At 62.6% G+C, this 26,614-nt stretch carries 25 protein-coding genes and 3 pseudogenes; 16 read left to right on the top strand and 12 right to left on the bottom strand.

Features of this window, described 5'->3' with window-relative positions; all coding sequences use genetic code 11:
• Positions 1-3 precede the first annotated feature (3 nt).
• The 10 genes from AC4ELH_RS08675 to AC4ELH_RS08630 all read left to right on the top strand — a co-directional run bounded on the left by AC4ELH_RS08675 (position 4) and on the right by AC4ELH_RS08630 (position 9,353).
• Entirely contained in the window at positions 4-891 is an 888-nt protein-coding gene (locus AC4ELH_RS08675) for a 3-hydroxyacyl-CoA dehydrogenase family protein (protein WP_498884019.1), read from the top strand.
• A 1-nt stretch (position 892) separates the two neighbouring features.
• The gene (locus AC4ELH_RS08670; RefSeq protein WP_498884017.1) at positions 893-1,669 is read left to right on the top strand and encodes an enoyl-CoA hydratase-related protein; all 777 of its coding nucleotides are present in this window, start codon (positions 893-895) and stop codon (positions 1,667-1,669) included.
• Positions 1,666-2,736: an acyl-CoA dehydrogenase family protein gene (locus tag AC4ELH_RS08665; protein WP_498884015.1), complete on the top strand. Its 1,071-nt coding sequence runs from the start codon at positions 1,666-1,668 to the stop codon at positions 2,734-2,736. Before AC4ELH_RS08670 ends, AC4ELH_RS08665 begins: the two co-directional genes overlap by 4 nt.
• Positions 2,733-4,400, top strand: coding sequence for an AMP-binding protein (locus AC4ELH_RS08660; RefSeq protein WP_498884013.1), 1,668 nt, complete (start codon positions 2,733-2,735; stop codon positions 4,398-4,400). The genes AC4ELH_RS08665 and AC4ELH_RS08660 overlap by 4 nt, the downstream gene beginning before the upstream one ends.
• The gene (locus AC4ELH_RS08655; RefSeq protein WP_498884012.1) at positions 4,397-5,524 is read left to right on the top strand and encodes a CaiB/BaiF CoA transferase family protein; all 1,128 of its coding nucleotides are present in this window, start codon (positions 4,397-4,399) and stop codon (positions 5,522-5,524) included. Before AC4ELH_RS08660 ends, AC4ELH_RS08655 begins: the two co-directional genes overlap by 4 nt.
• 26 nt (positions 5,525-5,550) lie before the next feature.
• Entirely contained in the window at positions 5,551-6,534 is a 984-nt protein-coding gene (locus tag AC4ELH_RS08650) for an NADPH:quinone oxidoreductase family protein (RefSeq protein WP_498884011.1), read from the top strand.
• Positions 6,535-6,874: 340 nt separating this feature from the next.
• Positions 6,875-7,717 (top strand): 3-hydroxyacyl-CoA dehydrogenase family protein, encoded by an 843-nt coding sequence (locus tag AC4ELH_RS08645; RefSeq protein WP_498884009.1) that lies wholly within the window; start codon positions 6,875-6,877, stop codon positions 7,715-7,717.
• A gap of 143 nt (positions 7,718-7,860) precedes the next feature.
• Positions 7,861-8,460 (top strand): histidine phosphatase family protein, encoded by a 600-nt coding sequence (locus tag AC4ELH_RS08640; protein WP_498884007.1) that lies wholly within the window; start codon positions 7,861-7,863, stop codon positions 8,458-8,460.
• Between the two features lie 246 nt (positions 8,461-8,706).
• Complete coding sequence (locus tag AC4ELH_RS08635; protein ID WP_498884005.1) at positions 8,707-9,027, top strand: TetR/AcrR family transcriptional regulator; 321 nt, start codon at positions 8,707-8,709, stop codon at positions 9,025-9,027.
• A 20-nt stretch (positions 9,028-9,047) separates the two neighbouring features.
• Positions 9,048-9,353, top strand: a complete 306-nt coding sequence (locus AC4ELH_RS08630) for a TetR-type transcription factor C-terminal domain-containing protein (RefSeq protein ID WP_498884003.1) — start codon at positions 9,048-9,050, stop codon at positions 9,351-9,353.
• 344 nt (positions 9,354-9,697) lie between these two features.
• Here AC4ELH_RS08630 and AC4ELH_RS08625 read toward each other — a convergent pair whose 3' ends face one another.
• The gene (locus AC4ELH_RS08625; RefSeq protein WP_498884001.1) at positions 9,698-9,931 is read right to left on the bottom strand and encodes a PASTA domain-containing protein; all 234 of its coding nucleotides are present in this window, start codon (positions 9,929-9,931) and stop codon (positions 9,698-9,700) included.
• A gap of 841 nt (positions 9,932-10,772) precedes the next feature.
• Here AC4ELH_RS08625 and AC4ELH_RS08620 point away from each other — a divergent pair.
• Positions 10,773-12,341, top strand: coding sequence for a hypothetical protein (locus tag AC4ELH_RS08620; protein ID WP_498883999.1), 1,569 nt, complete (start codon positions 10,773-10,775; stop codon positions 12,339-12,341).
• 108 nt (positions 12,342-12,449) lie between these two features.
• Positions 12,450-12,662, top strand: a pseudogene (locus AC4ELH_RS08615) (helix-turn-helix domain-containing protein); the annotation flags it as partial.
• A 466-nt stretch (positions 12,663-13,128) separates the two neighbouring features.
• Here the strand turns inward: AC4ELH_RS08615 and AC4ELH_RS08610 are convergent.
• From AC4ELH_RS08610 to AC4ELH_RS08595, 4 genes are read right to left on the bottom strand one after another with little or no spacing between them, the layout of a single operon-like run.
• Entirely contained in the window at positions 13,129-13,593 is a 465-nt protein-coding gene (locus AC4ELH_RS08610) for a DUF5078 domain-containing protein (protein ID WP_498883997.1), read from the bottom strand.
• Between the two features lie 16 nt (positions 13,594-13,609).
• Positions 13,610-13,939, bottom strand: coding sequence for a DUF732 domain-containing protein (locus tag AC4ELH_RS08605; RefSeq protein ID WP_273733161.1), 330 nt, complete (start codon positions 13,937-13,939; stop codon positions 13,610-13,612).
• Positions 13,939-16,836 (bottom strand): MMPL/RND family transporter, encoded by a 2,898-nt coding sequence (locus AC4ELH_RS08600; RefSeq protein WP_498883996.1) that lies wholly within the window; start codon positions 16,834-16,836, stop codon positions 13,939-13,941. Before AC4ELH_RS08600 ends, AC4ELH_RS08605 begins: the two co-directional genes overlap by 1 nt.
• Positions 16,833-17,258, bottom strand: a complete 426-nt coding sequence (locus AC4ELH_RS08595) for an MmpS family transport accessory protein (RefSeq protein ID WP_498883994.1) — start codon at positions 17,256-17,258, stop codon at positions 16,833-16,835. Before AC4ELH_RS08595 ends, AC4ELH_RS08600 begins: the two co-directional genes overlap by 4 nt.
• A gap of 229 nt (positions 17,259-17,487) precedes the next feature.
• Here AC4ELH_RS08595 and AC4ELH_RS08590 point away from each other — a divergent pair, with 229 nt between their 5' ends.
• Both AC4ELH_RS08590 and AC4ELH_RS08585 read left to right on the top strand, forming a co-directional pair.
• On the top strand, positions 17,488-18,150 hold the full coding sequence (locus AC4ELH_RS08590; RefSeq protein WP_498883992.1) for a TetR/AcrR family transcriptional regulator: 663 nt from the start codon (positions 17,488-17,490) through the stop codon (positions 18,148-18,150).
• Positions 18,151-18,705: 555 nt separating this feature from the next.
• Complete coding sequence (locus AC4ELH_RS08585) at positions 18,706-19,239, top strand: HD domain-containing protein (protein ID WP_498883990.1); 534 nt, start codon at positions 18,706-18,708, stop codon at positions 19,237-19,239.
• Positions 19,240-19,255: 16 nt separating this feature from the next.
• Here AC4ELH_RS08585 and AC4ELH_RS08580 read toward each other — a convergent pair whose 3' ends face one another.
• From AC4ELH_RS08580 to AC4ELH_RS08570, 3 genes are all read right to left on the bottom strand, one after another.
• A complete protein-coding gene (locus tag AC4ELH_RS08580; RefSeq protein WP_498883988.1) occupies positions 19,256-19,723 on the bottom strand; it encodes an NUDIX hydrolase in 468 nt (155 codons plus the stop codon).
• 8 nt (positions 19,724-19,731) lie between these two features.
• Positions 19,732-20,550 (bottom strand): helix-turn-helix domain-containing protein, encoded by an 819-nt coding sequence (locus AC4ELH_RS08575; RefSeq protein ID WP_498883986.1) that lies wholly within the window; start codon positions 20,548-20,550, stop codon positions 19,732-19,734.
• A 216-nt stretch (positions 20,551-20,766) separates the two neighbouring features.
• Positions 20,767-20,919: a hypothetical protein gene (locus tag AC4ELH_RS08570; protein WP_498884121.1), complete on the bottom strand. Its 153-nt coding sequence runs from the start codon at positions 20,917-20,919 to the stop codon at positions 20,767-20,769.
• On the opposite strand from AC4ELH_RS08570, the pseudogene AC4ELH_RS08565 reads away from it, so the two are divergent.
• Both AC4ELH_RS08565 and AC4ELH_RS08560 read left to right on the top strand, forming a co-directional pair.
• Positions 20,859-21,461 (top strand): annotated as a pseudogene (locus AC4ELH_RS08565) (replication initiator); the annotation flags it as partial. The gene AC4ELH_RS08570 and the pseudogene AC4ELH_RS08565 overlap by 61 nt on opposite strands.
• On the top strand, positions 21,454-21,615 hold the full coding sequence (locus AC4ELH_RS08560; protein WP_498883984.1) for a hypothetical protein: 162 nt from the start codon (positions 21,454-21,456) through the stop codon (positions 21,613-21,615). The pseudogene AC4ELH_RS08565 and the gene AC4ELH_RS08560, both read left to right, overlap by 8 nt.
• Before the next feature lie 218 nt (positions 21,616-21,833).
• Here AC4ELH_RS08560 and AC4ELH_RS08555 read toward each other — a convergent pair whose 3' ends face one another.
• The 4 genes and pseudogenes from AC4ELH_RS08555 to AC4ELH_RS08540 all read right to left on the bottom strand — a co-directional run bounded on the left by AC4ELH_RS08555 (position 21,834) and on the right by AC4ELH_RS08540 (position 26,595).
• Entirely contained in the window at positions 21,834-22,934 is a 1,101-nt protein-coding gene (locus tag AC4ELH_RS08555) for a restriction endonuclease subunit S domain-containing protein (RefSeq protein ID WP_498883982.1), read from the bottom strand.
• Complete coding sequence (locus AC4ELH_RS08550; protein WP_498883980.1) at positions 22,934-24,331, bottom strand: N-6 DNA methylase; 1,398 nt, start codon at positions 24,329-24,331, stop codon at positions 22,934-22,936. Before AC4ELH_RS08550 ends, AC4ELH_RS08555 begins: the two co-directional genes overlap by 1 nt.
• A 1,042-nt stretch (positions 24,332-25,373) precedes the next feature.
• Positions 25,374-25,742, bottom strand: a pseudogene (locus AC4ELH_RS08545) (recombinase family protein); the annotation flags it as partial.
• A gap of 7 nt (positions 25,743-25,749) precedes the next feature.
• Positions 25,750-26,595, bottom strand: a complete 846-nt coding sequence (locus AC4ELH_RS08540) for a helix-turn-helix domain-containing protein (protein ID WP_498883979.1) — start codon at positions 26,593-26,595, stop codon at positions 25,750-25,752.
• Positions 26,596-26,614 lie beyond the last annotated feature (19 nt).

Below are 26,614 nucleotides of genomic sequence, written 5' to 3'. Positions count from 1 at the left end.
GTTATGAATGAGTCCACCACAGACTTCGCAACAATAGGCCTCCTGGGCTTCGGCACCATGGGCACCGGTATCGCCCACGTCCTCGCCACTTCGGGGCGCAACGTAGTCGTTCTCGAAACCGACGGTGAACGCTTCGACGCTGGATTCGCCACGGTCGGGACGTTTCTCGCCGGCGAGATCGCACGCGGCAAGCTCAATGCTGCTGACAAGGACATCGTGCTGGGTCGGATCACCGCTGCCACCACCGTCGCTCAGCTGTCCTCAGTCGACGCCGTTCTTGAGGCCGTCACCGAGAATGTCGGGACGAAAAAGGCGCTGCTGACCGAGGTAGCCGAGACGGTCGACGAGCAGACCCCGGTTCTGACGAACACCTCGGCGTTATCGGTCACAGATCTCGCGGCGATTTTGTCGAACCCGGGCCGCGTGGCCGGCTTGAAATTCTCCAACCCGGCGCCGCTGACACGAACGGTCGAGGTCGTCTCGGCGCTACAAACCGACGAAGGCCTCGTCGACCGACTGGTCGCATTTGTCGGCACTCTCGGCGACAAAGTCCCGGTGGTAGTCGCCGACCGTCCAGGCTTTCTGGTCAATGCGTTGCTCCTGCCCTACCTCAATGATGTCATCCAGGAGTTCGATGACGGACTGGCCACCGCAGACGATATCGACGTCGCGCTCGAACTGGGCCTGGGCTACGAAACTGGTCCGTTGCGCATGCTCGACAGGATCGGCCTCGACGTCCATCTTCACTCCACTGAAGCGGCGTACACCGCAACTGCGGACCCCAGATACGCCCCGCCGCCCCTGCTGCGCCGAATGGTGGCAGCCGGGCGGCTCGGCGATAAGAACGGCCACGGATTCCGCACCGAACAGCCCACCGACAGGAGCAAGTGACATGACGTACGACGACATTCTCGCAACCATCGACGGTCCGGTCCTCACCATCACCCTCAACCGACCCGACGCCGGCAACAAGTTCCGGCACCAAACCTGTCTGGAACTGTTCGACGCGCTGCAGAAGTTCCGCCTCGACCCACAGCTGCGGGCCGCGGTACTAACCGGCGCCGGTGAGAAGTTTTTCTGCATCGGTGGCGAACACGACCCCATTACCTCCCTTGACCAGTCGCAGGTGCTGCCGATCATCGATGTCTACCAGGCGATCGACACCATCCCCAAGCCGATCATCGCCGCCGTCAACGGCTTCGCAGTCGGCGGCGGCAACGTTCTGCACAACGTCTGTGACCTGACAATCGCAGCGGAGGACGCGGTCTTCCGGCAGGTCGGTCCCTTGGTGGGCAGCTTCGACGCCGGCTACGGCAGCTGGTACCTCGAGGACACCATCGGCCGGAAGCGCGCCAAGGAGATGTGGTACCTGAATAACAAGTACACCGCAGCGCAGGCCCGCGAGATCGGCCTGGTCAACGACGTCGTTCCGGCCGACGAGCTCCAGGCGCACGCCGCCAAGGTCGCCCAGGAAATCGCCACCCGCAGCCCGCTCGCAATAGCGGGCATGAAAGGGGCATTCTCGGCACGGCACAACGGCGTCTCCGGTCAGGCGAGGATGGCCCACGACCAGCAGCTCACTCTATATCTGCGCACCCAGGAGGCCCACGAGGCCAGTGCCGCTTTTGGAGAACGCCGCCAGCCTGACCCCGAAAGTTTCTGGTCATGAGCTGGTCCAATGGCTGGTGGGGTCCCGTTATCGACGGAGACGACAACGATGTGCGGACCATGCTCGACAAGTTCGTCGCCGCACACGAATCCGTCCTCGAGGATGAACCCGCGGTGGTGGCTGGACTGATCGTCGAGCTCGCCGAACTCGGGATCTGGACCGTGGGCACCGCAGAATCCACGGGCGGCGGAGGGGCTGAGCGCAGCCTCACCGTCGCCGTACTCGAGCGGCTCGGCCGCGCCTGGCCCGCCTTGGGATGGGCGTCGGCGCAGGCACATGCCGCCGTCGATGTCCTCGCCGGTGATCACCGCTTGGCCGACCTCGCCACGTTGATCCATGCTGGTCGGGCTGCGGTCGCGGTTGTCGACGCCACCTCGGCCCACGTACGTCTGACATGGAACGGTGACACACTGACCGGCTCCATCGACCGCGTGGACGCCGCCGCAGAGAATCCTCACCTCCTGGTGCTGGACGGTGACGATGCTGCCGTGCTGGTCGTGCCCACTGCAGCGGAGGCCACGCCGCTGCGCCGTACCGGACTAGGCGGCGCCTTCACTCGGTCGCTCGACGTCCAGGCCAGCAGGGATGAGATCCATGAGCTGGCGGCAGTCGACGTCCCCGCGGCTCGGGCACGATTACGGCTCGGAGCCGCCGCGGTTGCCGCCGGTGTCGCCGGGGCGTCCGCCGATGATGCCGCGCGCTACGCATCCAGCCGAAGGCAATTCGGTGCGCCGCTCACCGCCATTCCCGCCGTGCGGCAGTCCCTTCTCGGCCAGGCCACTCGCTCCGTGACCACATTAGGTGCAGTGCTGGCCGTCGCCGACGACCCCGTGCAGACCTTCGCTGTCGCCCGTGAGTCGTGCGATAGCGCGATCGATGTGGCCGCCGCAGCCCTGCAGTCCCACGGCGGCTACGGGTATCTCGCCGAGTACGGCGCCGAGCGCCGCCTGCGCGACGCGGTCTCACTGCGTGCTGCGACCGACACCTGGAGCGCCGCCATCACCACCGCTCGCACGCTCGTGGGTCTCGCGTCGGCGTCCACCTTATTCCGAATGGAGGCGTCATGACGACACCGATGCACCCACCACTGTCGGACGTCCTCGACGGGCAGTACACGGCGATCGATGACGAGACCGCCGCAGCGTGGCGGGCTGCGGGTTGGTGGGAAGGTCGATCGATCCGATCGTTGCTTACCGAAGCAGCCCACACCCACCCGGACCGGGTTGCCCTTGTCGGGCGCCGCACTGACGGCGAGCGCATCACTCGCACCTACCGGGAATTCGATCGCAACGCCCATCACGCCGCCAGCGTGTTCGCCTCACTGGGAGTCAGAGCCGGTGACGCGGTCGCATTAATGCTGCCGAACTGGGTCGAATACCCCGAGATGGTGTTCGGTATCAACGAAATCGGTGCTATTTACACGGGTATCCCGGTCGGCTACGGGGAAAAGCAGGCCGCTGCGATTCTGCGCCGCAGCAGGGCCAAGGTGCTGGTGATTCTCAGCCGTTGGCGCAAAAACGACAATCTCGAACTTGCCCGGGCACTTCGGGTCGAGGTACCGACCCTGGAGCACGTTCTTGTCGTTGACGACGACACCTCCGACCTGCGCGAAGGTGAATCGTTGTGGTCCAGCCACGCCGAGACTCCGATGAGGGAGTTTCCTGACCCGGACCCGAGTCGGGTCTGCTATCTCGGCTTCACTTCCGGTACCACCGGCGAGCCGAAGGGTGCGATGCACAGCCACGACACCCTCATCTACGCGATCCGCGGGCAAGCGGATCACCTCGGACCGGAAATCTTCGGCGACCCCATGGTGCAACTCGTCGCTTCCCCACTCGGCCACCACACCGGATTCGTCTGGGGCATCCTATTCACGGTCTCCCTAGCCGGTACCGCAATCCATGTGGACCGGTGGAAACCCGCCTGGGGTGCAGAGGTGATCCGCGACGAGGGGGTCACCACCTTTTTCGGCGCCCCGACCTTTCTCCAGGACATGCTGCGTACCGACCTGGCTGGCGACCCGAACTCGACATTGAAGTGTCTAGTTATCGCAGGTTCGTCCGTGCCGCGAAATCTGCCCGTACAGGCTCAGGAGGCGCTCGGCGCCTATATCTGTCCAGCCTGGGGAATGACAGAGTGCAGCATCATGATCTCCTGCACCCCAAGGGAATCCACCGCCATTCAGCGCACCGACGGCTCCGTCTTCGCCGGATCGGCGGTCCGGGTCGTCGACGTCGACGGCCACGACGTGCCTACCGGCAATGTCGGGGATCTGCTCATACGGGGGCCGGCCATCATCTATGGCTACTATGACCGGCCCGACGCAACTGTGGATTCGTACCTTCCAGGCCTGTGGTTCAAGACCGGGGACCGCGCGAGCGTCGACGAGCACGGCTGGGTGTCATTGCGTGGCCGCGCCAAGGACATCATCATCCGCGGCGGTGAGAACATCCCGGTCACCGACGTCGAGTCGGTAATTTTTGACCATCCCGACGTGGCAAACGCCGCCGTCGTCGGGTTTCCGGATGAGAGACTCGGAGAGCGCGTCTGTGCCGCGCTGGTCGTCAAGGCTGGTCGGTCAGAGTTGACAGTGGAGACGCTCGGCGAGTTCCTGCTCTCGAAAGGGCTGTCCAGGCACTACCTCCCCGAACGAGTTGTCAACCTGCCCGAATTGCCGATGACCCCGAGCGGGAAGGTTCAAAAATTCAAACTGCGGGAGATGGTCCAGTGAGTCACCGCGAACTGCCGCTCGCCGGAGTTAAGGTCCTGGACCTGTCCACGCTGCTGCCTGGTCCGCTCGCCACGCTGATGTTGGCGGACGCAGGCGCCGACGTGATCAAACTCGAGCGACCCGGACGCGGTGACGAAATGCGCACGTATGAGCCAAAGTTCGGTGAGTCCAGTGCAAACTATGCCGTTCTCAACCGTGGCAAGAGGGCCTATGCGGTCGACTTCAAGGAACGCGCTCAGCTGAACCGAGTCCTGGAGCTCGCTGCCGAAGCCGACGTAGTGATGGAGCAGTTTCGGCCGGGGGTGGCCGACCGGCTCGGCCTCGGTTACGAGGCCATAAAGGCGGTCAGTCCACGAGTGGTGTATTGCTCGATAACCGGGTACGGCCCCGCTGGAAGTCGTGCTGCACGCGCGGGACACGACCTCAACTACCTGGCAGAGTCCGGGTTGCTCGGGGTGGTGACGGACTCGTCCGGAGCGCCCTCACTGCCAGTGACGGTGCTGGCTGACATCGCGGGCGGAACCTATCCAGCGGTGGTCAACATCCTCCTCGCACTTCGCCAGGCTGAACGCACCGGGGAAGGCTGTCATATCCAAGTGTCGATGACACACAACCTGCAGATCCTCGGGTACGGCTACTTCGCCACCCACCAGGCGGCCGGCGCTTGGCCGCGGCCCGGTGCCGAACAGTTGACCGGTGGAAGTCCCCGCTACCAAATCTATCCGACCTCGGATGGCCGTCACATCGCCTGCGCCAGCCTCGAGCAGAAGTTCTGGGACCGGCTCGTCGACCTGGTCGGTCTGGAAGAGAAGTTCCATGACGAGGTGGGGCAGGAGCAGTCGGTTATCGCAGCCCTGGCAAGGGTTTTCGCGTCCCAGACAGCGGACTACTGGCGAGACCTGCTAGATGGTGAAGACGTCTGCACCGTGGTAGTTGCCACCTGGGACGAGGCGGTGAGCGCAGGTCTGGTCGACATCGCCGGACCGGATCGCGTAGCTGCACCCGACCTCCAGACGTCGTTCGCGACCTTCTCCAGCCCGATTGACCCGGCATTGCGCAGGGACGGAGGCACGGTGCCATACCCCACCCTCGTCTCGCTGCCCGACGGCTCACCCTGGGCCTGAATCCCTGCTACTCGAAAGGAAGTCAGATGCGCGCTGCGCTTGTCAAGGAATTCGGCCCCCCGTCCACCCTGGTGATCGAGGAGGTCCCAAATCTGGTGGCGGGCCCCGGAGAAGTCGTGATAGAGGTTGGTGCAGTCAGCATCAACTTCCCGGACATTCTCGTCGTCGCGGGCACTTACCAGAACCTTCCACCGCGTCCGTTCAGCCCGGGAAAGGAAGCAGCAGGCCGTGTCATCGCGGTCGGCGAGGGCGTCGACCGCATTGCTGTCGGCCAGCGGGTGCTGGGCCTCGTCGAATACGGTGGCTACGCCGAGCAGTTGGTCGTGCCCGAAGACCTCGTGATGGAGCTACCGGACAGCCTTGGTTACGAGCAGGCGGCAGCCGTCGGACTGGTCTACTTCACCGCCCACTTCGGGCTCATACGACGTGGACAGCTGAGGTCTGGTGAGACGGTCCTCGTCACCGGCGCAGGCGGCGGGGTGGGGTCGGCCGGTGTGCAATTGGCGAAAGCATATGGGGCCAGGGTTATCGCCCTCGCGGCGGACGAAGCCAAGGGCGAACTCGCCCGACGCCAAGGCGCCGATGTCGTCCTCACCTCGACCTCGGACAGGGTGCGTGACGACCTTCTCGCGACGACCGACGGCAAGGGCGTCGATGTTGTACTCGAAACGCTCGGTGGCGATTTCCTCACCCAGATCCTCCGCGCGACCGCCTGGGAAGGACGGATCGTCATTGTTGGTTTCGCCTCCGGCGGGCAGAACTTGATCAAGCCCGGGCATCTTCTCGTCAAGAATATCAGCGTGGTCGGTCTGCAGAGTAGCGACTACCGCGACCGCGACCCTGCCCTGATGCGGTCGACGATGTCCACGATTTTCGAGCTGTCCGTACAGGGCAAGCTGGACGCATCCATCGACACCGTCTTCCCCCTCGACAAGGTCGGTGACGCCCTGCAGTACGTCAAAGACGGCAAGGTCAAGGGCAAGGTCGTCGTCATCACCGGACTCGGTTGATGGGCCGATGGTTCAAGGATCTGACGGTTGGCCCAACCGGTAGATCCTTTCGAGAGCGCTCGGGACCCGCAACCGAGTGCGAGCACGGGTCTTCTGTTCATGGCTCCGAACTGGTTACGCCCGAGGGACCGGTGACTTCGTCCGGGATAAGGGTACGACGCAAGGCGAAGAGACCTCGAACACAGAGAAAGTCCATCGGACGGCCACTCGCCGCCGGGTGCTCAGCACCTTCGATTATCGACTCATCGCCGACGGACATCAGGTGGGAATCGGGCCCCGACTGTATCGGCCCGGTACCCGCTGTCGCCCTCGAAATCATCTCGTTCCGAATGGAGAATCAATGAACCTGCCCGCAATGGTCGGTGTATACGGTGGCGGCCGAATGGGCGCGGGGATCGCCCACGCGATGTTGCTCGCCGGCGCTTCGGTGACAATGATCGACGCCGACGAAACATTGGCCGCCGCGGCGGCCGAGCGTGTCCGCGCGAGCCTGCAGAAGGCTGCAGAGAGGGGGACGCTCACCGAGTCGTTGGAACAGATCCAGCGGCGGTTGACTGTCGCTTCAGACTCCGCGGCACTCGCCGGGTGCGAACTGGTAGTGGAGGCAGTTCCCGAGATCGTCCAGCTCAAGGCCATGGTGTTGGCGCGCATCGAACAGGTCGTCCCGGAGGCCGTCCTTGCCACCAATACCAGTTCCCTGTCGGTAGGCCGATTGGCTTCCGGTCTCGCTCGGCCCGAGCGATTCCTCGGTCTTCACTTTTTCAACCCGGTCCCGGCCAGCGAGCTGGTGGAAATCGTAGCGGGCGCGGAAACCTCGCCTGAACTCGTCGCCGATGCCCAGACGTGGGTACAGGCGCTCGGCAAAACGGCTATCACAGTCACTGACTCGCCTGGATTCGCGTCGTCGCGGCTGGGGGTGGCTATTGCGCTTGAGGCCATGCGGATGCTCGAGGACGGGGTTGCCTCAGCGGAGGACATCGATAATGCCATGACGCTGGGGTACAAGCACCCTATGGGCCCGTTACGCACAACGGATGTGGTGGGTCTCGATGTACGGCTGGCAATCGCTGAGCATCTAGCACGTGAAGTGGGCGATCGATTCGAACCCCCTGTGATTCTCCGGGAGAAAGTCGCAGCCGGCGATCTGGGCCGAAAGGCTGGCCGCGGCTTTTACAGTTGGTAGTCGCTCAGAATCGACTGAAGACACCCGGCAGTCGGACCTTGTCCATTATTTTCTGACGTCTCGGCAGGGTTGTGGGGGGGGTCGCCCGTGAGGACCTTCGGCCGCACCACATAAATGCTGAGAGGCCTACTGAAAGCGGGAATATGCAATTACTACTCATCCGTCATGCCTTGCCCGAACACCTCGTCGTCAACGATGGGTACGCTGATCCCTCCTTGACCGTGGAAGGACACGAGCAGGCAGTGCGACTTCAAGCCGCACTGAGCCCTTACCCCATCCATCGCATCTTCGCGAGTCCACAACGACGGGCCCAACAAACCGTCGCTCCCATTGCTGCGGTCCGTGGTATTGATGTTGAGATACTCGACGGCCTTGCGGAGTACGACTACGTCCAGAACTATTATGTTCCCATTCACGAAGCCGCCACATCGCAGCCTGATATATACACTGCGATCCTCGCCGGCGAACTTCCAGACTTTGTCGACGTTAACGCATTCAAGGACCGGGTACTCTGCACGATCAACTATATCGTTGATATCTGTGACCACAGTGATACCTGCGTGGTTGCCGCGCATGGTGGCGTTATCAACGCTCTGCTGGCCTACGAAATCGGGGCAGGTCGGCCAATGCCTTTTCGGCTCGACTACGTGTCGATTAGTCGGGTATTGATCTCCCGGTCCGGGCACCGACGCATTGCATCGATTAATGAGACCGGACATGTGCGCGACATCTTGGATGTCTGATCGATCAGTCAGGGATTGGGCGGATCGCGGGTCCATTACTCGCGCATAAGCAGGAATCCTTCGTCGGGAAGTACGCCGAGAATGTATGGCGCAGACCACTGCGTTCCCCTCCTTGCAGGAGATGCAACCCCCACCTGGGCACAACCCCGCCTCGGCACGTGACAACTCGCGATGCATTGACGACCGAGTTAGTTATTTGTGGTTCACTTATGTGAAGTGATATGCCCAGCCCAGCCACGATGCATAATGAGTGGACATGCACTAGGAGGTGTACTCATCGTCGTTGACTCACGCCCCGGCGCAGCGGGGGTCAGAACGCGCGATCCCGACCGCAAGAACCGCATTCTGCTGGCGGCCTCAGATCTGATCGGGCGCAAAGGCTTTCACGCGGTTTCGATTGCTGACATCGGCAACGCAGCCGGAATCACCGGATCCGGCGTCTATCGCCACTTCGAGAGCAAATCGGCGATCCTGGTCGCCCTGTTCGACCGGGTGATCGACGATCTGATCGCCGAGGAGCAGCGCCTCCTCGACAACACCGTCGAGCTGCCCCACTGGAGGAGCTGATCGACGGCCAGGTCGAGTTCGTGGTCGGAGATCGTCAACTAGCGCAGGTCTATTACAACGAGATCAACAACCTGCCCGACGAGGACCGCCGGCGGTTGCGCCGAAAGCAGCGGCTGTACCTGGAGGAGTGGGTACATCTGGTCAACGAGCTGCGCGAGGACTTGGACGACACCGAAGCACGGGTCGTCGTGCACGCGGCCATCGGCGCCATTCAATCACCGCTGTTTCACAACATGGGTCTGGCCGATGACCGGCTGCGGGTTCTGCTGACCGACTCAGCTCGCGCCATCTTGAGCACCAGCCGCGCCGGCGCAGCGCGCCTGTGACGGCGCCTCGCTCGTGCACCCCCTAATGAGAGTGCATGTCCTCCCGCGGGGGATATGAGACACACATCACCGTGGATAGCGTCCTTCTTACAGGGCGGCACCTGGGCACCTCAGTGCTCACCGTCGCCGCGTCGAGACAGGAGCACACATGGGCCGAATGACCACCGAGGTGATGACACATGACGTCAGCCTGCTGTGGCAGAACACCGTTAACGAGATAGTCCCGCGCGCCGCTCCGCCGGCAGGCGGACCGGCGAGGTCGCGCGTGAGGCCGCCCAGTTGCAGGAGGCAGTGCGCCGAGCACGGTCTTGAGCTGACCGGGGCATCGGCAGTTCTTGGGCTGGTTAGTTCTTGTAGACCTTCACGACGACCTGTTGGTCTCTCTTGACGGTGGTTCCAGGGGCGGGCTCGATTCCGACAGCGGTCCAGTCAGTAGCGCGGTCCACGACACTGTATTTCGGGTTCGCAGACGAGAGGCTGACTTCGGTGACGCCGAGGGCTTCTAGGTCTTTGCGGACGTTTTCGGCGTTGCGACCGGCAACTTCGGGGATGGTGATGCCTGGGAGCGAAGGCGTCATCGATGTGACCGTGCGTCCTGCGTGTATTTGCGTCACCGTGATGATCTTGGGGCCCTCGTCGTTCAGGTTTGCGCAGCCTACGAGGTTTGCGGAGGTCAAGGCGATAATAAGCACACCTAAAAGACGCATGGCTGGAGATTAACGACGTCACCGTGAATTTGCTAGAAGTTCTTGGCCCTATGTGAGCTACATCATGGCTCTCGATGGGGAGAATGGGAGCAGCCGTCCGTTGGAACGCTCCATCGCCAATACGGGCGGCCGGTCGCATCGTGGTGCGCGACAGTGTCAGCCAGGAACTGGATTGCACGGAACCGCAATAGGTTTCGTAGGGTTCGCTGATAGTCGATTTATCGCCACCTGGCGTCTCCGCGACACCGGGGATGCCCACGCACTAAGGGAGGCGGTCCAGAATCGACAGCAGCCCGAGGACTGCCCCACCGGACGCTCCCCCGTGCTCCTCGACGTCGTCGTAGGCGGGTCCGGAGCAGTGCGCGGGGTGAACTTCAACCGGAAGGGCGCTACCCGACTCATCCTGCGATCATCGCGCAACGCCATCACAGGCGGGCATACGACCCGACAAACTCGATGGTCGGCTGGCCCGCGCCATGGCGCCACAAGCCAAGCGATACTGCTGGGTGCTTACTTAGGTTAGGCATAGCTCTTGTAGGACAGGTAACGTCCAGCTACTGTTCAGCCGACTCACAGAAACGGCCGCCTCACGGCCGTCTGGCGCTTACCTCAGGGAGAAACCGTGCAAACACCGCTCCACGCCGACTTGACGGGTTACGAACCTGGGTCGCCACCATCGCCTTCTCGCCCGAGAAAGCTCATCGTCGCGGGCGTGGCCGTGGCAAGTGCGGGCATCCTGACGGCCACGCCGACGCTGGCCACACCAACCATGCCCGAGGTTCGCGTGGCGCCCGTCGATCTCTCGGCATTCCAGAACCCGCTCGAGGTGTGGGGGGACGTTCTCACCGGACCCGCCGGCTTGCTCTACCAACTAGAGAAGCTGAACTCAGGGGTCACGACCGCATCGGGCAAACTCACGGCCGCACTGGGCGATCCAGCCGTCCAGGCTCAGTTCACCAACGTCTTCGCCAACTTAACCGACCCGCAACGCATCCAAACGACACTGGCCGCTCTGCCCGGGTTCGGGGATCGCCTCAGCACAGCAGGCGCCGGGCTGGCCGTGCAAATGCAGGAGGCGTTGACAGCACTCCCCGGCGTCCTGGAGCTTTCGGCCGGCCTCCTCGCGCAGGGAAAGTTCCTCGAGGCTTTCGGCGAGGTCAACTTGTGGTTCTTGACGGCCGGCTTGTCCGACTTCCGGGGCTCGCTTCTGGACGCATTCCGGGTTCCCGGCGACTTCCTGGACTCCGTAGGCCTCGAACCACTCGCCCGCATCCTCGGCACGACATGGATGGACCAGTACTACGACCCCAACGTCATCGGCGGCTCCCTACCACCAGGAGAGGGACGAACCGGCTACGGACCCGGCCTGCTGTCCCGCGGTGTGATCGGTAACCTCGGCCGGGCATTGCTGGCGCCACAGGTCACCGCGATCTTCCAAACCGTGGAGATCATGGACCGGGTGGGAACCGCGCTACAGGCCAGCGAATTCGACACCGCTGTCAGCGAATTGATCAACGCGCCGGCCAAGATCACCAACGCATTCCTCAACGGATACGTACCCGCGTTCGTCGGCGATCCCGACGGCCCCTTCCCGCCCGGCCCCGGCCAGAGCTTCCCCGGTGTCTTCTCCGACACCGGACCCGTCGACTTCTTCTTCCGCCAGGTGCCAGAGCAGATCGCTACCTCCCTGCGGCTTGAGCGGCCAGCAGCGCCGGCACCGATCGGCGGCCTCGACTCCGATGCGGTCGCCACTCTGGTGTCGGCAACGGACTCCAACATCAAACGGGACCTCGTCACCGTCACACTCGAAACCGAGCCCTCCGAGCACGCAACGACACACGTTCCCTCGCCGCAGAGCACCCTGGCGGATTCGCCTCGCGTATCAGCCAAAGTCGCCTCATCCGACACCCAGCACCAGACCGGCGAGACGAACTCACCCACCGCCGGCGGCGCGGGCGTCGAAGATGCCGCGGACGAGGTCAGCAAGCCGACGAGCGCCCCGAAGCCGCTCACAGGCAAGGAGCGCACCGCGCTTGCTCGCGAAAGAGTCACCGAACAGCGGCAGGAGACTGCCACGAGCGCACGTACGACCCTCGACCGGGTGCGCTCCAATGTCAGAAAGGGCCTTGGCATTTCGGACCGGTCCGAGAACACCGCCTCGAACAGCGATGCCGGACAAGCCTCGACCCGGGCCGATTCGGGCTCAAAGACGAAGTCCGTATCCAAACCCAAGACCAAGCGCGAGAGCAAACGCCAGTCCAAAGACAAGTCCAGCAACTAGGGGTACTGACCACGGACGTTAGGTACGGCGTGGCGTGGTGACATAACGAAGACCTCCGGGTGAAGTGCGAGCTGTCTAGGAACGCACCAACTCACTTCGGAGGTCTTCGTGTCCCACCGCAATGCCGCGTTGTCTGAAACCGGTCGTCTGCGCCTGGCCCGTTGCGTGGTTGAGGATGGCTGGTCGCTGCGCCGAGCAGCCGAACGGTTCCAAGTCGCGGTGAGTACAGCCGCACGCTGGGCCGGCCGGTACCGCGAACTGGGCGAAGCGGACCGCAGGGATGAAACGGAAGCGTCGGCGGCCCCCAATAGTGCAGCCAACTGTTGCGGGTCATGAGGTTGTCGACGGCAGCTGACCGTTTCTGACTTGACCTTGACCCCAGGATTATCGACCTCAAGTCGGTAGAACCACCGCGCCCCGAGCAGGCTGGCCGACGAGCTTGACGAGGCTATCGGCGAATCGATGGCCAAGGCGACACGAGTCGTCGACACCTCATTTTTCACCCCGACGGAAGCTCGTCTCCCATATCTGGGGTGTCTTGCAGGCTGCAGGATTCACAGGTGGATCAGTGCTGGACTTGGGTTGTGGATCAGGAAACTTCCTCACGCATGCGCCCACGGATCTGGCTATAGCGCTGACCGGGGGTTGAGGCCGACCCGACCTCAGCGCAAATCGCTCGTGCGCTGCAACCGGCCGCGAACATCATCACCGGCGACCTGCAGACGGTGTCGCTGCCGCGCAAGCACCGAGCGGCTGAGCAACTCACTTCCGGATTGATGCGCTGGGTTCAGTGCCAGTCCCAGACGGACATGTCGTTGGGCGGGTAGTTCTGGCAGACGTCGGTGGTGTTGGCCGCGACGCCCTTGTTGTTGAAGAACAGCTTAGCCCAGTTCGGCCAGCGCCACGACATGTTCTCGAAGAACGCGTTGGTGGCCATGTTCTCGGAGTACTGGCGGCGACCGGCGTAGTCCATGGAGAAGAACCAGTGGATCCGGTCCTGGGCGCCCTGCTGATCGGCGACCGGCTTGTTGTTGTAGTCGATCATGTAGCGCTCGTAGTACACCGGCTCGACGTCGCGGGCGGCGGCCATGATCTGTTCGGCCGTGCACGGGGTCTTCAGGATCCGGTTGGGGATCGGGTAATCGTCGGTCGCATCCGCCGAGGCGATGCCGGCCCCGGCCAGCGCGCCGGCGACAGTGCAGGCGGCCAGGCCGGTGCGGATCAGGTTACTGACACTCTTGCGGTTCGACATGTTGCTCCAAAGTCGTTCAGTGCGCGGCTTGTTCGTAGACGAAGCGCTGATCGGGGCAGTAGTAGTTGATGGCGGTGCCCAGGAACTGCCACGACTGAGCGTCGGTGCTGTCCTTGGCCAGTTGCTTTTTCACGAACCCGACCGAGTCCTGAGCATTGTGGTCGACGCCGTTGTGCAACCGCTTGCACATGAGCTTGCCGATCCAGGCGTTGTAGTCCTTCTGCCCGTAGATCCCGAAGGTGTGCAACTCGTTGGCGAACTCCGTGTCCGGATCGGCATGGGCCGGCGCCGAGAGCGCGAGACTGGTTGCCGCACAGAACGACAGGGCGATCAGCATACGTTTCATCAGACCAGGGCCTCCTCGGGTTCGCGCTGAATGGGCTTCGGCCAGGGCTGCGGCACCGGACGCTGGCGGACGCGTTGCGGCCACCAGAACCAGCGCCCGAGCAGCGTGGCAATGGACGGCGTCATCAACCCGCGGATGACGAAGGTGTCGAACATCAAGCCAATGGCGATGGTGGTGCCGACCTGGCCGATGACGATCAGACTGCTGACCGACATCGATGCCATGGTGAAAGCGAACACCAGTCCTGCGGCGGTGACCACTGGGCCGCTGCCGCCCATGGCGCGAATGGTGCCGGTCTTCAACCCGGCGTGGATCTCCTCCTTCATTCGCGATACCAGCAGCAGGTTGTAGTCCGCGCCCACGGCCACCAGCACGATCACCGACATCGGCATCACCATCCAGTGCAACGGGATGCCGACGATGTGCTGCCAGAGCACCACCGAGAACCCGAATGCGGTGGCCAGGCTGAGTACCACGGTGCCGACGATGACGACTGCGGCGACAAGGGCTCGGGTGATGAGCATCATGATGACGAGGATCAACAGAAGCGCAGCCGTTACCGCGATGAGCAGGTCGTAATCGGCTCCGAACTGCATGTCGTTGTACGTCGCTGCGCTACCGCCGACAAAGACCGAGGCGCCCTCCAGTGGCGTCCCCTTGATCGCTGCAGCCGCGGCGGCCTTGAGAGGCTCGGTACGGGACGTGCCTTCCGGTGTCAACGGATCGCCTTGGTGAATGATGGTGAACCGAACAGCGTGCCCATCCGGTGACATCATCAACTTCATACCACGCTGGAAATCGGCGTTGCCGAAGGCTTCCGGAGGCAGGTAGAACGAGTCGTCGTTCAGCGCCTTATCGAATGCCTCTCCCATCGCCGTGCTGTCTTCCTGCTGGGCCATGGTCTGGTCTTGCTGCGCCTTCTGAACCTGATACTGGTTGAGCATCATCTGCTTCTGGTTCTTCATGGACTGGATCATCGCCGGCATGATGGCGGTCATCTGCAGCGTCAGATCGGACATCCGGTGCATGTCCGGCACCATGTTCTGGAAATCGTCGGACATGGTCGCGATGCCATCGAGGGCGTCGAAGATCGAACGCAGCGACCAGCACACGGGGATGTTGAAACAGTGCGGCTCCCAGTAGAGGTAATTGCGGATCGGCCGGAAGAAATCCTCGAAATCAGCCATGTGATCGCGCATTTCCTGGATGGTCATCGAAGTGTTGTCCATCTTGCTGGCCAACCCTTTTGTGGTCTCAGCCAGTTCCGTGGTGATCGCGTGCATTTTCTCCATCGAGTCGATGGTGTTCTGCATCTCGGCGGCCTGGGCCAGTATGTTGCCGATCATGCTCTGCTGGTAATCGTTCGTCATGACCTGGCCGGCATTGCCCTGACTGATCATGTACGGGATCGTCGAATGTTCGATCGGCTTGCCATCGGGCCGGGTGATGGTCTGCACCTGGGCGATTCCGTCGACCCGCGCAAGCGCCTTGGCGATCTTGTCGATCACCAGGAAGTCGGCCGGATTTCGCATGTCATGGTCGGTCTCGACCATCAGCAGATCCGGGTTCATCCGGGACTCGGAGAAGTGCCGGATCGCGGCCGCGTAACCGACGTTCGCCGGAACATCATCGGGCAGATAGATGCGGTCGTTGTAGGTCGTCTTATAGCCCGGCAGCGCGAGCAGGCCAACCATGCATGCCGCGAGCGCGACGACCAGGAATGCACCGGGCCAGCGGACCGTTGCGGTTCCGACCCGACGCCACCCCCGGGCCTTCGTCTTGTTCTTGGGCTCCAGCACATTGCCGAAGCGACTGGCCAGCGAGATGAGCGCGCAACCGAACGTCAGTGCCACCGCAATACCGACCACCATGCCGACGGCTATGGGGGTGCCCATCGTCTGGAAGTAGGGCAGCCGGGTGAAGTTCAGGCAGAAGGTGGCTCCCGCGATGGTCAGGCCGGAGGCCAGAACCACGTGCGCGGTCCCATGGAACATGGTGTAGTACGCCGATTCTCGGTCCTCACCGGATCGGCGCGCCTCGTGATATCGCCCGAGCAGGAATATCCCGTAGTCGGTCACCGCGGCGATGGCCAGGGTTACGACCATGTTGGTGGCGAAGGTCGTCAGGCCAAATACATTGTGGTAGCCCAAGAATGCCACCACTCCGCGCACGGCCATCAACCCGGTGATGACCAACCCGAACATCAAGGCTGTCGTAATGACGGACCGGTAGATCACCAACAGCAAGACGATGATGACGCCAAAAGTGACGAATTCGATCAGCTTCATGCTCTTGTCACCGACGTGGCTCTGATCGGAGCTCGTCGCCGCCGCACCCGTCACGTAGGCCTTGACCCCCGCCGGTGCCGGATTCTTTGCGACAATGTCGCGCACGGACTCCACCGACTCATTGGCCAGTGATTCGCCTTGATCACCGGCGATGTAGACCTGGGCGTAGGAGGCCTTGCCGTCGACGCTCTGGGCCCCCGCCGAGGTGAATGAATCTCCCCACAGATCCTGGACATGCTGCACGTGTTTAGTGTCCGCGCGCAAGTCACGGACCAATTGGTCGTAGAAGTCGTGGGCCTCGGCGCCCAACTTCTGCTCACCCTCGAGGACGACCATGATCGAACTACTGGTGTTGTACTCCTCGAACGTGGTGCCGACGCGTTTAGTCGCGATCATCGACGGCGCATCGCTGGGAGTCATCGACACCGAACGCATCTTGCCCACCACTTCGAGCTGCGGCACGGCGACGTTGAGCGCGACGATGATAGCGATCCAGCCCAGGATGATCGGCACCGCGAACGTCCGTATGAACCGTGGGAGCCAGGCGCGCGCCCGATGACGGGGGGCCGGAATGGCATCGGTCGGCGGATCGAACACTGGTGCGCTCATGCGGACTTCACCAAGCAGTAGGTTTGGGCATTCACACCCGTAGCTGTCCTTTCATCCTTGACCTCGTCATCGACGGTGACCCGGCAAGAAATGGTGTCGCCGTCGGTTTGGGCAATGATGTTGGGCGCCACCGATGGCGCCGTTGTTGACAATGTCAAGGTCCACGGCAGTTCCACGGTTCCGGTGCGCTGAGGGTTTCCGTCAAGATCCTTGTAATTGATCACGGCCGTTTCACCGGAGCCGAAGATCTCGTAGGTCACCACCTTGGGAACGAACTTCTCCGCGGTGTCCGCGCCGATCGGCGTCACCAGGACAGGATTCGCACCGAACGCCGACCGCAGCTGCGACACGGCGAGAGCACCCACTATCACAGCAACCACGATCGCGACGGGGAGCCAGATGCGCATGAACATCTTTGTCATCGCTGCCGCCCGAGGTGGTCGACCGCGACATGCGGCCATGTTCTCCTCCGAGTGAGTGCGCTCGATCGGCGCTGCCGCGCGGTGACTGCGGTCAAGGTAGGGACTCCCAACGTTCGAGGGTTCGCGACGAGCCGGGTAGGGGCAGCCTGCGCCATCCAGGAATTGAAGCTAACCTATTAAGTGGACAAGTTCAATCCACTTATGATGCCGATCACTTAAGCTGAGAGATATGACCGAGGAAACCCACCGTGCTCTGCGTAAGGACGCAGAGCGCAATCGGCAGCGTGTGCTCGCCGCTGCGCGCAAACTGTTCGCCGAAAAGGGCCTTGAGGCGACGCTCAACGACGTGGCACATCACACAGGAGTCGGCGTGGGCACGGTCTACCGGCGGTTCGCCACGAAAGAAGAGTTGCTGGATGCGGTCTTTGAGGACGGCATCGACCAGGTCGTCGCGCTCGCGGAATCCGCACTACAGGAACAGAATTCGTGGGATGGGTTCGTGCGGTTCGTAGAGCAGAGCTGTGAACTGACCGCGACCGATCGAGGGCTCCGCGAGATGCTCTACAGCAAGGCCTACGGCGGGCACCGGGTCGAGTGTTCGCGACTGAGGCTATCCCAGCCGGTCTCAAGACTCGTCGAGCGGGCACGCGAGGACGGTTATCTGCGGCTCGATGTCGCACCTACGGATGTACCAATCTTGAGCCTGCTGGCCGGAACGGTCAGCGAATGGGCGGGCCACGTTGAACCGGAACTGTGGCGCCGCTACGTGGCCATCCTTTTGGATGGCATGCGCCACCGCAGCGACCAAATGCCCATAGCGGTGAGCGCCCTGGACGAAGACGCGCTCGATATCGCGATGTGCAGCTGGGAGCCCGCCGGGCCGCCCCGCTGACCGTCGCGAGGCGGTGGCCGGAGGTTTCGGAAACGCTTGCGCGGGCACAATATCGACGTGGCTATCAACGGTGACTCAGACCCGGGCTCGGATCCGTTGTTCTGCGGTGTCGAGCTGGCCCGGCGCAATCGAGAAGGCCGAGGCGGACCTGATCGCGGCGGCGACACACGCCGCCGGCCGAACCAATCATGGCCCGGCCATTGAACGAATCAAAGCTGCGGTTTCACGGCGCCACAATGGGACTACCGAGGACGTGCGTCTCGTCGCCGCAGGCCCTATTCCTCGCACCACCAGCGGCAAGCTTGATACCAGTAAAGAAAGTTCTCACATCGCAGGTCAGCGGCGGTTTCTACAGGGAATCGCTTGGCGGTTGGCGGTGGACGGAGGGCGAAGTGCAGCGACCGGCGCGGACGGGAGCGCCAGCGGACGGGAGCACAGGGAGCGAAGCGAAGCCCGCAGGTAGCCGCCGGATGATGGGGACTCGGGGTCTGGACGCTCAGGAGGACTGCGGTGCAGACGCTGCGGTGTTGGGGTGGGGCTCGTAGGCTGGCCGGTATGAGCGGGGCGGAGCAGCGGGCACGGCGGGAAGCTGAGGCACGGCTGGCTGGGCAGCCTGGGCGGTTGGCGCATGTGCGTGGGGTGGCTGCTGCGGCCGAGCGATTGGAGCGACACTTCGATGGCGAGGCTGGGCAGTGTTTGGTGGCGTCGGCGTGGCTGCATGACATCGGCTACGCGCCCTCGGTGCGCCGGAGCGGTTTTCATCCCCTTGACGGTGCGGTGTTCGCCCGGTCAGCTGGCTTTGGCGAGCTGGTCGCATCGTTGGTGGCGTTCCACACCGGCGCGCATTTGGAGGCGTCCGAGCGGGGTGTCTCCGGGCTGTCGGCGTTCAGCGAACCACCCTGTGATGTTCTGGATGCGTTGACATTTTGCGATTTGACGACCGGACCCGACGGGTCGCCGGTGTCGGCCGAGGACCGTCTTGACGAGGTATTGGCGCGGTACGGGCCGCAGGATCCGGTGCACCGGGCGGTGGATGCAGGCCGCGAAGAGCTGTTGGCTGCGGTGGGGCGGGTGCGCGACTGGCTCTGACCGGTGCGGGTCCAGGTCAGCCCAGGTAGGGGGTGTCGCGGTGCTGGAGGTAGTGCTCGATGCGCAGCCGCATCGATGGGTGTATATCCAGGCCGGCGATGTCGTCGGGATCGGTCCAGGCGATGTCGGTGCTTTCCTCGTCGATCGCCAGAGTGCCGCCGAGCACCTTGGTCGTGAACAACAAGGAGAATTGTTGGCGGACTTCACCATCGGTGAACGCCACGACGTGGCCCGGGTTGGTGTAGACACCAACGAGCCCGGTGATCTCGACGTCGAGCCCGGTTTCTTCTTTGACTTCTCTTACGGCGGTGTCGGAGATGGTTTCGCCGATGTCGTGTCCGCCGCCCGGTAGCGCCCACAGGGTGTTGTCGCGGCGTTTGATCAGCAGGATTCGTCCTTGTTCGTCGGTGACGATCGCCGAGGCGGACGGGACGACGCTGTTGGGTGAGGGGGCGTTGGGGGCGTTGTAGTAGTCGGTGCGCATCGAGAGTGTCAGCCTTTCAGGGTCAGGGGTGTGGCGTTGTCCCAGACCTGGGTGAAGGCCTGTTCGAGGGTGGCCCAGAGTCTGGGTTCGTGGTGGCGCGATAGCACGAGGACGGGGTTGTTGCGCCCGGGTGAGCCGTAGATGTGGAAGTTGACGATCATGGCGTCATCAACGCGGAAGATCGACGTGTATAGCGTCGTGTTGTGGGTGCGGATGTGCAGTCCCGGGGTGTCGGCGTGTGGGGTGAGCAGTTCGACTGAGGTGCGGCAGCGGGCAATGACGGCCTCGCCGATGCCTTCCTCCTGACCGCGCAGGATCATGGTGGTGGTGTCGGGGTTACCGACGAGGAATCGCACCGCCACGCCGCGGGCGGCGGCGTCGAGCAGGGTGTCGAGGAATCCGTCGAGGGTGTCGAACAGGAACGTGGCGGCCAGGACGAGGATGTCGATGCTGGTGGTGGCGTCAGCGAAATGCTGCTGCCACGCGGTGATCGGCAGCTGGGTTCGGCTGGCGTACAGGGTCGCGGTGAACGGCCCACTGTTGGGTGACATGGTCGCCAGTGCGCTTGCCGCGGAGGATGGGTACTGGTTGGGCCACAAATCGTGCGGGGTGCAGCCGAGCAGCGTGGCGGCGCGCCGCGCGTTGTCCTCGCGGATGTTGTAGTCGATGTTGGCCAGCCAGCGGCGCACCGTCTTGACATCCACGCCCATCGCGGTGGCGAATCGCTGCGGGGACAGTCCCTTGGCTTGCAGCCGCTGTATAAGGCGATTGTTGGGGATCGCGGCTGCGTCGGCTTGGTCGTGATCGTCCATCGTCTCAGCGCACATCTTTCGGTGTCGTCTACGTCTATGGCCAGCGCGTGGCTTCCAGTTTGCCATGCGATCGTCGCGCGTCGGTGGCAGTAGTTGCCTCCAGATGTCGGTAGGTATGTCGGTGCCATGTCCAAAATGTCCGCAGCGATGTCGGCAATGCCGCTAGATGTCCCTGGCTAGGTCCGCGGTGTCCACGTGAACTGAGTTCAGCGCCTGACCGCCGCATTCATTTCACGAGAGGACATACAGGACAATGCGTTTGAGAATCGATACGTCAGGGACACGGTTCATCGTCACCCGTGCTGCCGAGCCGCGGTTGAACTTCGAGACCGGCAGCCCGAAAGTCGACACCGCCACCGGGATTCCGCTCTTCGCAGAATTCACCTGCCCGTCGGTCGCCGTCAGGGCGGCGGGTGGCGCGCTATCTGGCCAAATACGTCACCAAATCCCTGATCGACCTCGGAATCAGCGCCCGCCGCCTCTCCACCGAAGCCATCAGCGACCTGGATGTGTCCGAGCATGTGCGGACCCTCCTGACCACCATCAGCGACCTCGCAGACCAAGGACTCAGCGAGATCAGACGGTGGCTGCACACTCTGGGATTCCGCGGCCACATCGCCAGCAAATCGCGCCGCTACTCCACCACCATGACCGCCCTACGTGAACGCCGCGCCACCTGGACCCGCGAACAACACGCCAAAAGTGCCGCACAACAACCTAGTTCAAGCTTGCGTCACGACTCCAATCGCGCTGTCGCCGAGGACGATCTGGCCGCGTGGGAGTTCGACCGCGCCGGCCATACCAGCTTCGGTGAGCGCACCCTGATTATCAGTGCCGCGCTGCGGCGCATCCAGCAGCGCCATACCGCCCGCGAGGCACGACAACCACCAAACCGTGACACTCCTATCGAGGTGCCCGATGGCTAGCCCCCAGACCGAGGCCACCGGGCAGCAACGCGAAAAGTCTTATAGTCATGACGAATTCACGGTGTGGCTTGTCCGATCCTGTGAGCGGCAACAACTACCGGTCACCATCACCAACCCTGCTGTTCTTGCCGATATCGCCACCCTGCTGCGCTGAGCAGCGAGCCGATACATCCGAGCGCACGGAGAAGCCTCAACGTCTGCGTTGTCCCTCTCTTGGGCATAAGCCCAATTTCGTTGGCTGACAACTGATATCAAGGGCCGCGTCGCGGGCGGCTAACCGCGGAGCGCATGCAGGCAGCAACTCAGAGTGACCGACCGTCGACGGAACCTCGGATCGGCCACGAGGGAGACCCGAGAAACGCACAACCGTGACTAGCCTGGTTCCTGGGCGTAGGTCCGATGGTCGAACGTACTACGGACGCCCGCGAGCGCAGCTTGCGCAGCCTCAATAGACACCTCATAAGTCGACTCTGCGGCGCGCAGTTCTTTCGAGAGCTTCCGCTGCATGTCGACATCTTCAAGTAGGGGCACCACGATGGAGTTTACGTGGTCGGTGGTCAACTCAATCAGACCTGTGCTGCCGGTATATAGCCGCTGGATCTGCTCCTGCCCGAAACCGGCACGCAGGTAGTCAGCGAGGTAGAACGGGTCAATCACCTCGGGGTCCACACGCATGATCGTCACGTGGGAGTCTGCCACCGCGGGAGTGCCCTCTCCCCAAACAGCACACTTACCGAGTGTCCCAGTGCCAGTGGAGCTCAGCAGTACGTCACCGGGTTCGAGGTGACAGCTCAACGGTATGTCCTCGTAAGCCTGCTTCTCGATCCAGTCCGCCCCCTCAAGGGTCACGGTGCCGTACCGGGTGATGCAGCTGCCCGCCTTGACAACGACCGCGTAACCGTCGTCGGCATCCACGTAGGCCGATGCCGACGGGCTCTTTCCCCGCATAGTGGTGATCGTGTTGAGATGCGCGACCAACTGCGCATTATCGGAGGCGATGAGGTCACTGGTTCGGCAGCGCACCTCCGGTTCCCAGTACTTGCGATCCCATCGCCGTGTGGCGTCGGCCGCTACTTCTGTCGATGGCACATCAAATACACGCCACGAGGGCCCCTCGCGGAATGGACCGGCTCCGTGGTTGTCGAACTCCGCCGCAAGCGAGTCCCGAACCGCGGCAAAGTCGAAACCACGAATCAGCTCACCGGTCCCGTGGTAGCCGAGATTGTCGACTACGCCGAAGGCAATCGGGTACGTGCTCAACAGATCTATGTCGGCGCTCTCCTTCTTGCGCAGCAGAAGGATACTGCTGCGTACGCTGATCTTGTTTGGCTTAAATGTCACGTCAGGTAGTTGGATCACGGCCAGGAGATCAGCATGCTGCATCACCCACAGTCGCAGCCCCACTCCCGACTCCGTGTTCAACAGCCCGTCGTCGATCACGGTGCAGATGAGACCGCCAGGCTTGGTCGCCATCACCATACGTTGCAGAAAAAGGTGCTGCCCACGTCCATTCGGGGGACGGGATATCTGCTCGCCTGCGCGGGCGAGAGGGAGTCGCGTTCTGTTGTTCCAAACGGTGGATTGGTGAGGATGAAGTCGTACTCTCCGCCAGCATCCATCGGCCACACCTTCGCGGTGGGCAGCACTGAGTTCTCGCACACGATGTTGGTGTGGCCGTCGCCAGCGACCACCATGTTCATCTTCGCAGAGGCTGCGACCCCTTCATTCGCGTCACAGCCATGGAACACCTCCGCTTTTAGTCGCGCCCTGAGCTTGTCTGCGGTCGCCCTGGTCACTTTCCTCCGAGCGAGCATGCCATCGATCTGCGCCAACCCTGAGTTCAGGGCATAGACCAGGAACCCTCCCGTGCCACAGGCCGGGTCCAACACCCTCACGTCGTCCCCAACCCGCAGCGCGGCAACGATAGCGTCGCGCCCGATGAGGTCCGTCATCAGATCGATCACAGGCCGCGGCGTGAAGTATTGTCCGAGCTTCTTACCCTTGAGAGTGGCACGAACGAAGTACTCGAAGGCGGTGCCCTTCACATCGTGGTCACTGTCGGTGAACGACACCTTCGACAACTCTCGAACGATGTACTGATAGGTCGCTGGTTGGCGGAGGTGGAGGTCCTCGGCGAGCACATCACCAAAACCCATGCGCCGGATCGCGGTCAACATTTGATCAACAGCATGCTTGACCTGATCTGCTCGCGTGTCCGCGTGTTCAGCCAGCTCCCAGAACCGGTATGAGTACGGCAGCGAGAAACCTTCGGAGCTGTCAGCTTTCTCCTCCAACAGCTTCAGGAACAACAGCTTCGAAAAATCCGCGAACGCTGTCTCCTCGTTCTTCTCGATGTTACGAATCTTGTTGTGGCACCTGGAGAACAGATCGTTGAGTTTGGGAAGCGGCAGTGAAGGGCGAAAGGGTAGCGACTCGTCGCCGTCGCCCAACGGTACGTCGACCGCCCGCTTGTTGCGTCGCAGCGCGGCCACTGCGCCCTTGACCTGATCCTTGCTTGGGATCTTGTCTGCGAGCTTGCCGTTCCACCGTAGCGGGTCACCCGTGACGGTGTTAAAGGCCTGCACAACTTCGCCGTTAGTCACCACTACAAATGGGGCTTGGACCGACCGACCGTAGGACAATGCTTGCTTGGCGTCTGCCTGGGTCAGCCGCTTACCGTTCTTTTTCGCTTCAATCACAAAAAGCGGCCGCTTGTTGCCGCAGTTGACCAAGAGATCGACGTACCCTTTGGTGTAACGCTCAAGGTCCTGCACCGGCGTTTCGAAGTCGATGTCGGTCTCGGGATCGTAGCCTCGGCGCCGTAGGTAGGGCAGAATCCGTTTTATGACCGTCTCGGTCTCCGTGCGCACGCTAGTCATGGCACGACGAGGTCAGGCGGGCGGTCATGACGTTGATGGTATCGACCAGGCACCGTTGCATCCTCATAGACCCGCCGACGGTGACCAATGGCTCATCTAGTGTGCTGTCTTCGCTCTGGACGCAATTCACCTGCACCCAAGCTGGGGATATTCGAGGGCTCATCTGCCTGCCGGCTATCCTAGGTTCAGGTCGTGGCGAGCGGTGAGGGATGGCGACCGCCCACACAAGTTCCGAACAACCAGCCTGTGGGATTGCCCGGGGTTCAGTTGACTCGGGGGTATGTTCTGGGTCGCGGTTACGACTAGTTAGTAGACCCGTTCGAACTCTATCGGGGCGAGCCTGCCGAAAGTGTGCGTTACCGGCGCCGTCGGTGGTATGTCCGCTCAATCAAGTCACTATCGCCCGGCCTATTTCGGCTCCGGGGCAAGCTTCGCCGGTTGAGCACGTTGCATTGTAGAAGGCGAAGAACGACCCCATGGCTTTGCCCCGGACGGACCAACGATCCGTGTAATCCGTTGTGCAACATTGCTTAGACGATCTTTTGTGACCTGAATTGACTACCCCTGTCGGGTTGAACGGTGGTCACTCCAGGAGAACGCAGGGCCACGGCATGATCGAGGCCGGCCACCTCAAGCGAGGACGTCATTCGCGGGTCAACCGAAGAACCAATAGTCCTGTACACGTCCTTGATGGCGCACAGGTGGGGTTGCGCTCGTCGGTGTGGTGTTGGGGGATATCGGCCAGCCACTCCTAGTTTGTGGCCTGCGTGCTGCACGAGGTCGTCGTGCAGCGGTGAGCCGGATGGCCGGTTCAGCCCACGTTTCTTGGTGAGGACCGACCAGAATGCGCTGCTGGAGCACAACCGCGCCACAGTTCTCTCCGACGGCATCCCCCAACGGCATTCTGATCTGAATCGCCTCAGAGATTCCGGAGAACCCAGGATACATCAGAGTCTCCGGACATGCCGGGGGTACCCGCGACTCCTCACCGCAGTTCCCGCCGAGAGATGACCCCACCTTGATCCCGTTGCCCCTATATCCGCCAGTGGGGTTGGACGCGATTGATATCGAGGCTGCGGGAGCCGGGAGTGCCGGGAGCGATCACGGCGTGATCAAGCACTGATTTCACAATCGCTTGCTGGCGGTCGATGTCGAGGTCATCCCACTCGCCTCGTAGTACGGCGCCGGTTCCCACCAAGTCCATCACCGAGCCCGTGTCGGTGGCCTTCGCGATGTCGCGCCGGGTCTGGGCGATGCGGTCGGTGATGGGGTCGCGGGCAGCGATCCATTCCCGTGCCGACACCGCCCCCTCCGCATAGAGTCCGGCCAGCTCGTCAAGACGCGCCTGATCAGCCTCCAACTGGGCAGCCAACGCGGCGACGTCACGATCCACGCTGGACCGAAGCTCATCAGGTCGATACCAGCGTGTCCGCGTCAGACCGGATGGCGGCGGCGATCGCGTCCGCTGCGTCAGCGATGAGTGCCGCCTGTCCCGACGAGACCATCTCGACGATTTCGCGGAACTCTTCGTCCCCTTCCGCGAGGCCGGACTCTTCATCGTCTCTATCCAAGCCACCAACATCGGTCGGGAAGGTATCGGGGTTAATACCGGCCGACGTGGCGATGAGCTCTCCGTCCTCTCCGATGAAATACACGAGTTCAACGGTAAGGATTTGCCAGTCAGGCGCAGTCTCACGGTGACGGTCGATAACTGCCCGATAGTCTTGCCGCGCATAGGCTTTCGCTGCTACGTCATCCTCGTCGAGGCCGCATTCCATCCCAAGCGTCGCGGCGGCTGCCAGGGCGGCAGCTTCGTCGCGGTAGGCCCACAGATCCAGACGCCGCGATCCGCTGTAGCCGCGGTGCGCCATCGTCCAGATCCCCGGCCCGCGCGCCCACTCACGCACCCGCTCGTTCGCCGGCCCCGAAACGCGCTCTGAGACGATCACACTGTTGATATAGGCAGCTCCTGCGGTCATTGACGTCGAGTCAACCGCCACGGTGTCACCAGCGTCGAGGTAGCCCGCATCACGCAGAGCGGCATCAAGAAGTTCGACGTAGGAGCAGCCGATCTCCATCGCTGCGGCAGTCAGGTTTTCTTTCGTTGGGAGGGAACGCAATTCGCCGACGCGCCATTGCCGCAGGGACTGGCGACTAATGCCGATGCGCTCAGCCAGCCCGCTCACGCTCGCGCTGTGACGCCGCAAATACTCATCGATCAGCCGGCCAAGATGAGTTGTTGAAGGGAAGGCCATGACTGCCATTGTGAACCAT

The sequence above is a fragment of the Mycobacterium shunyiense genome (genome assembly GCF_058270075.1).
This window is presented reverse-complemented; position numbering and strand designations above follow the sequence as displayed.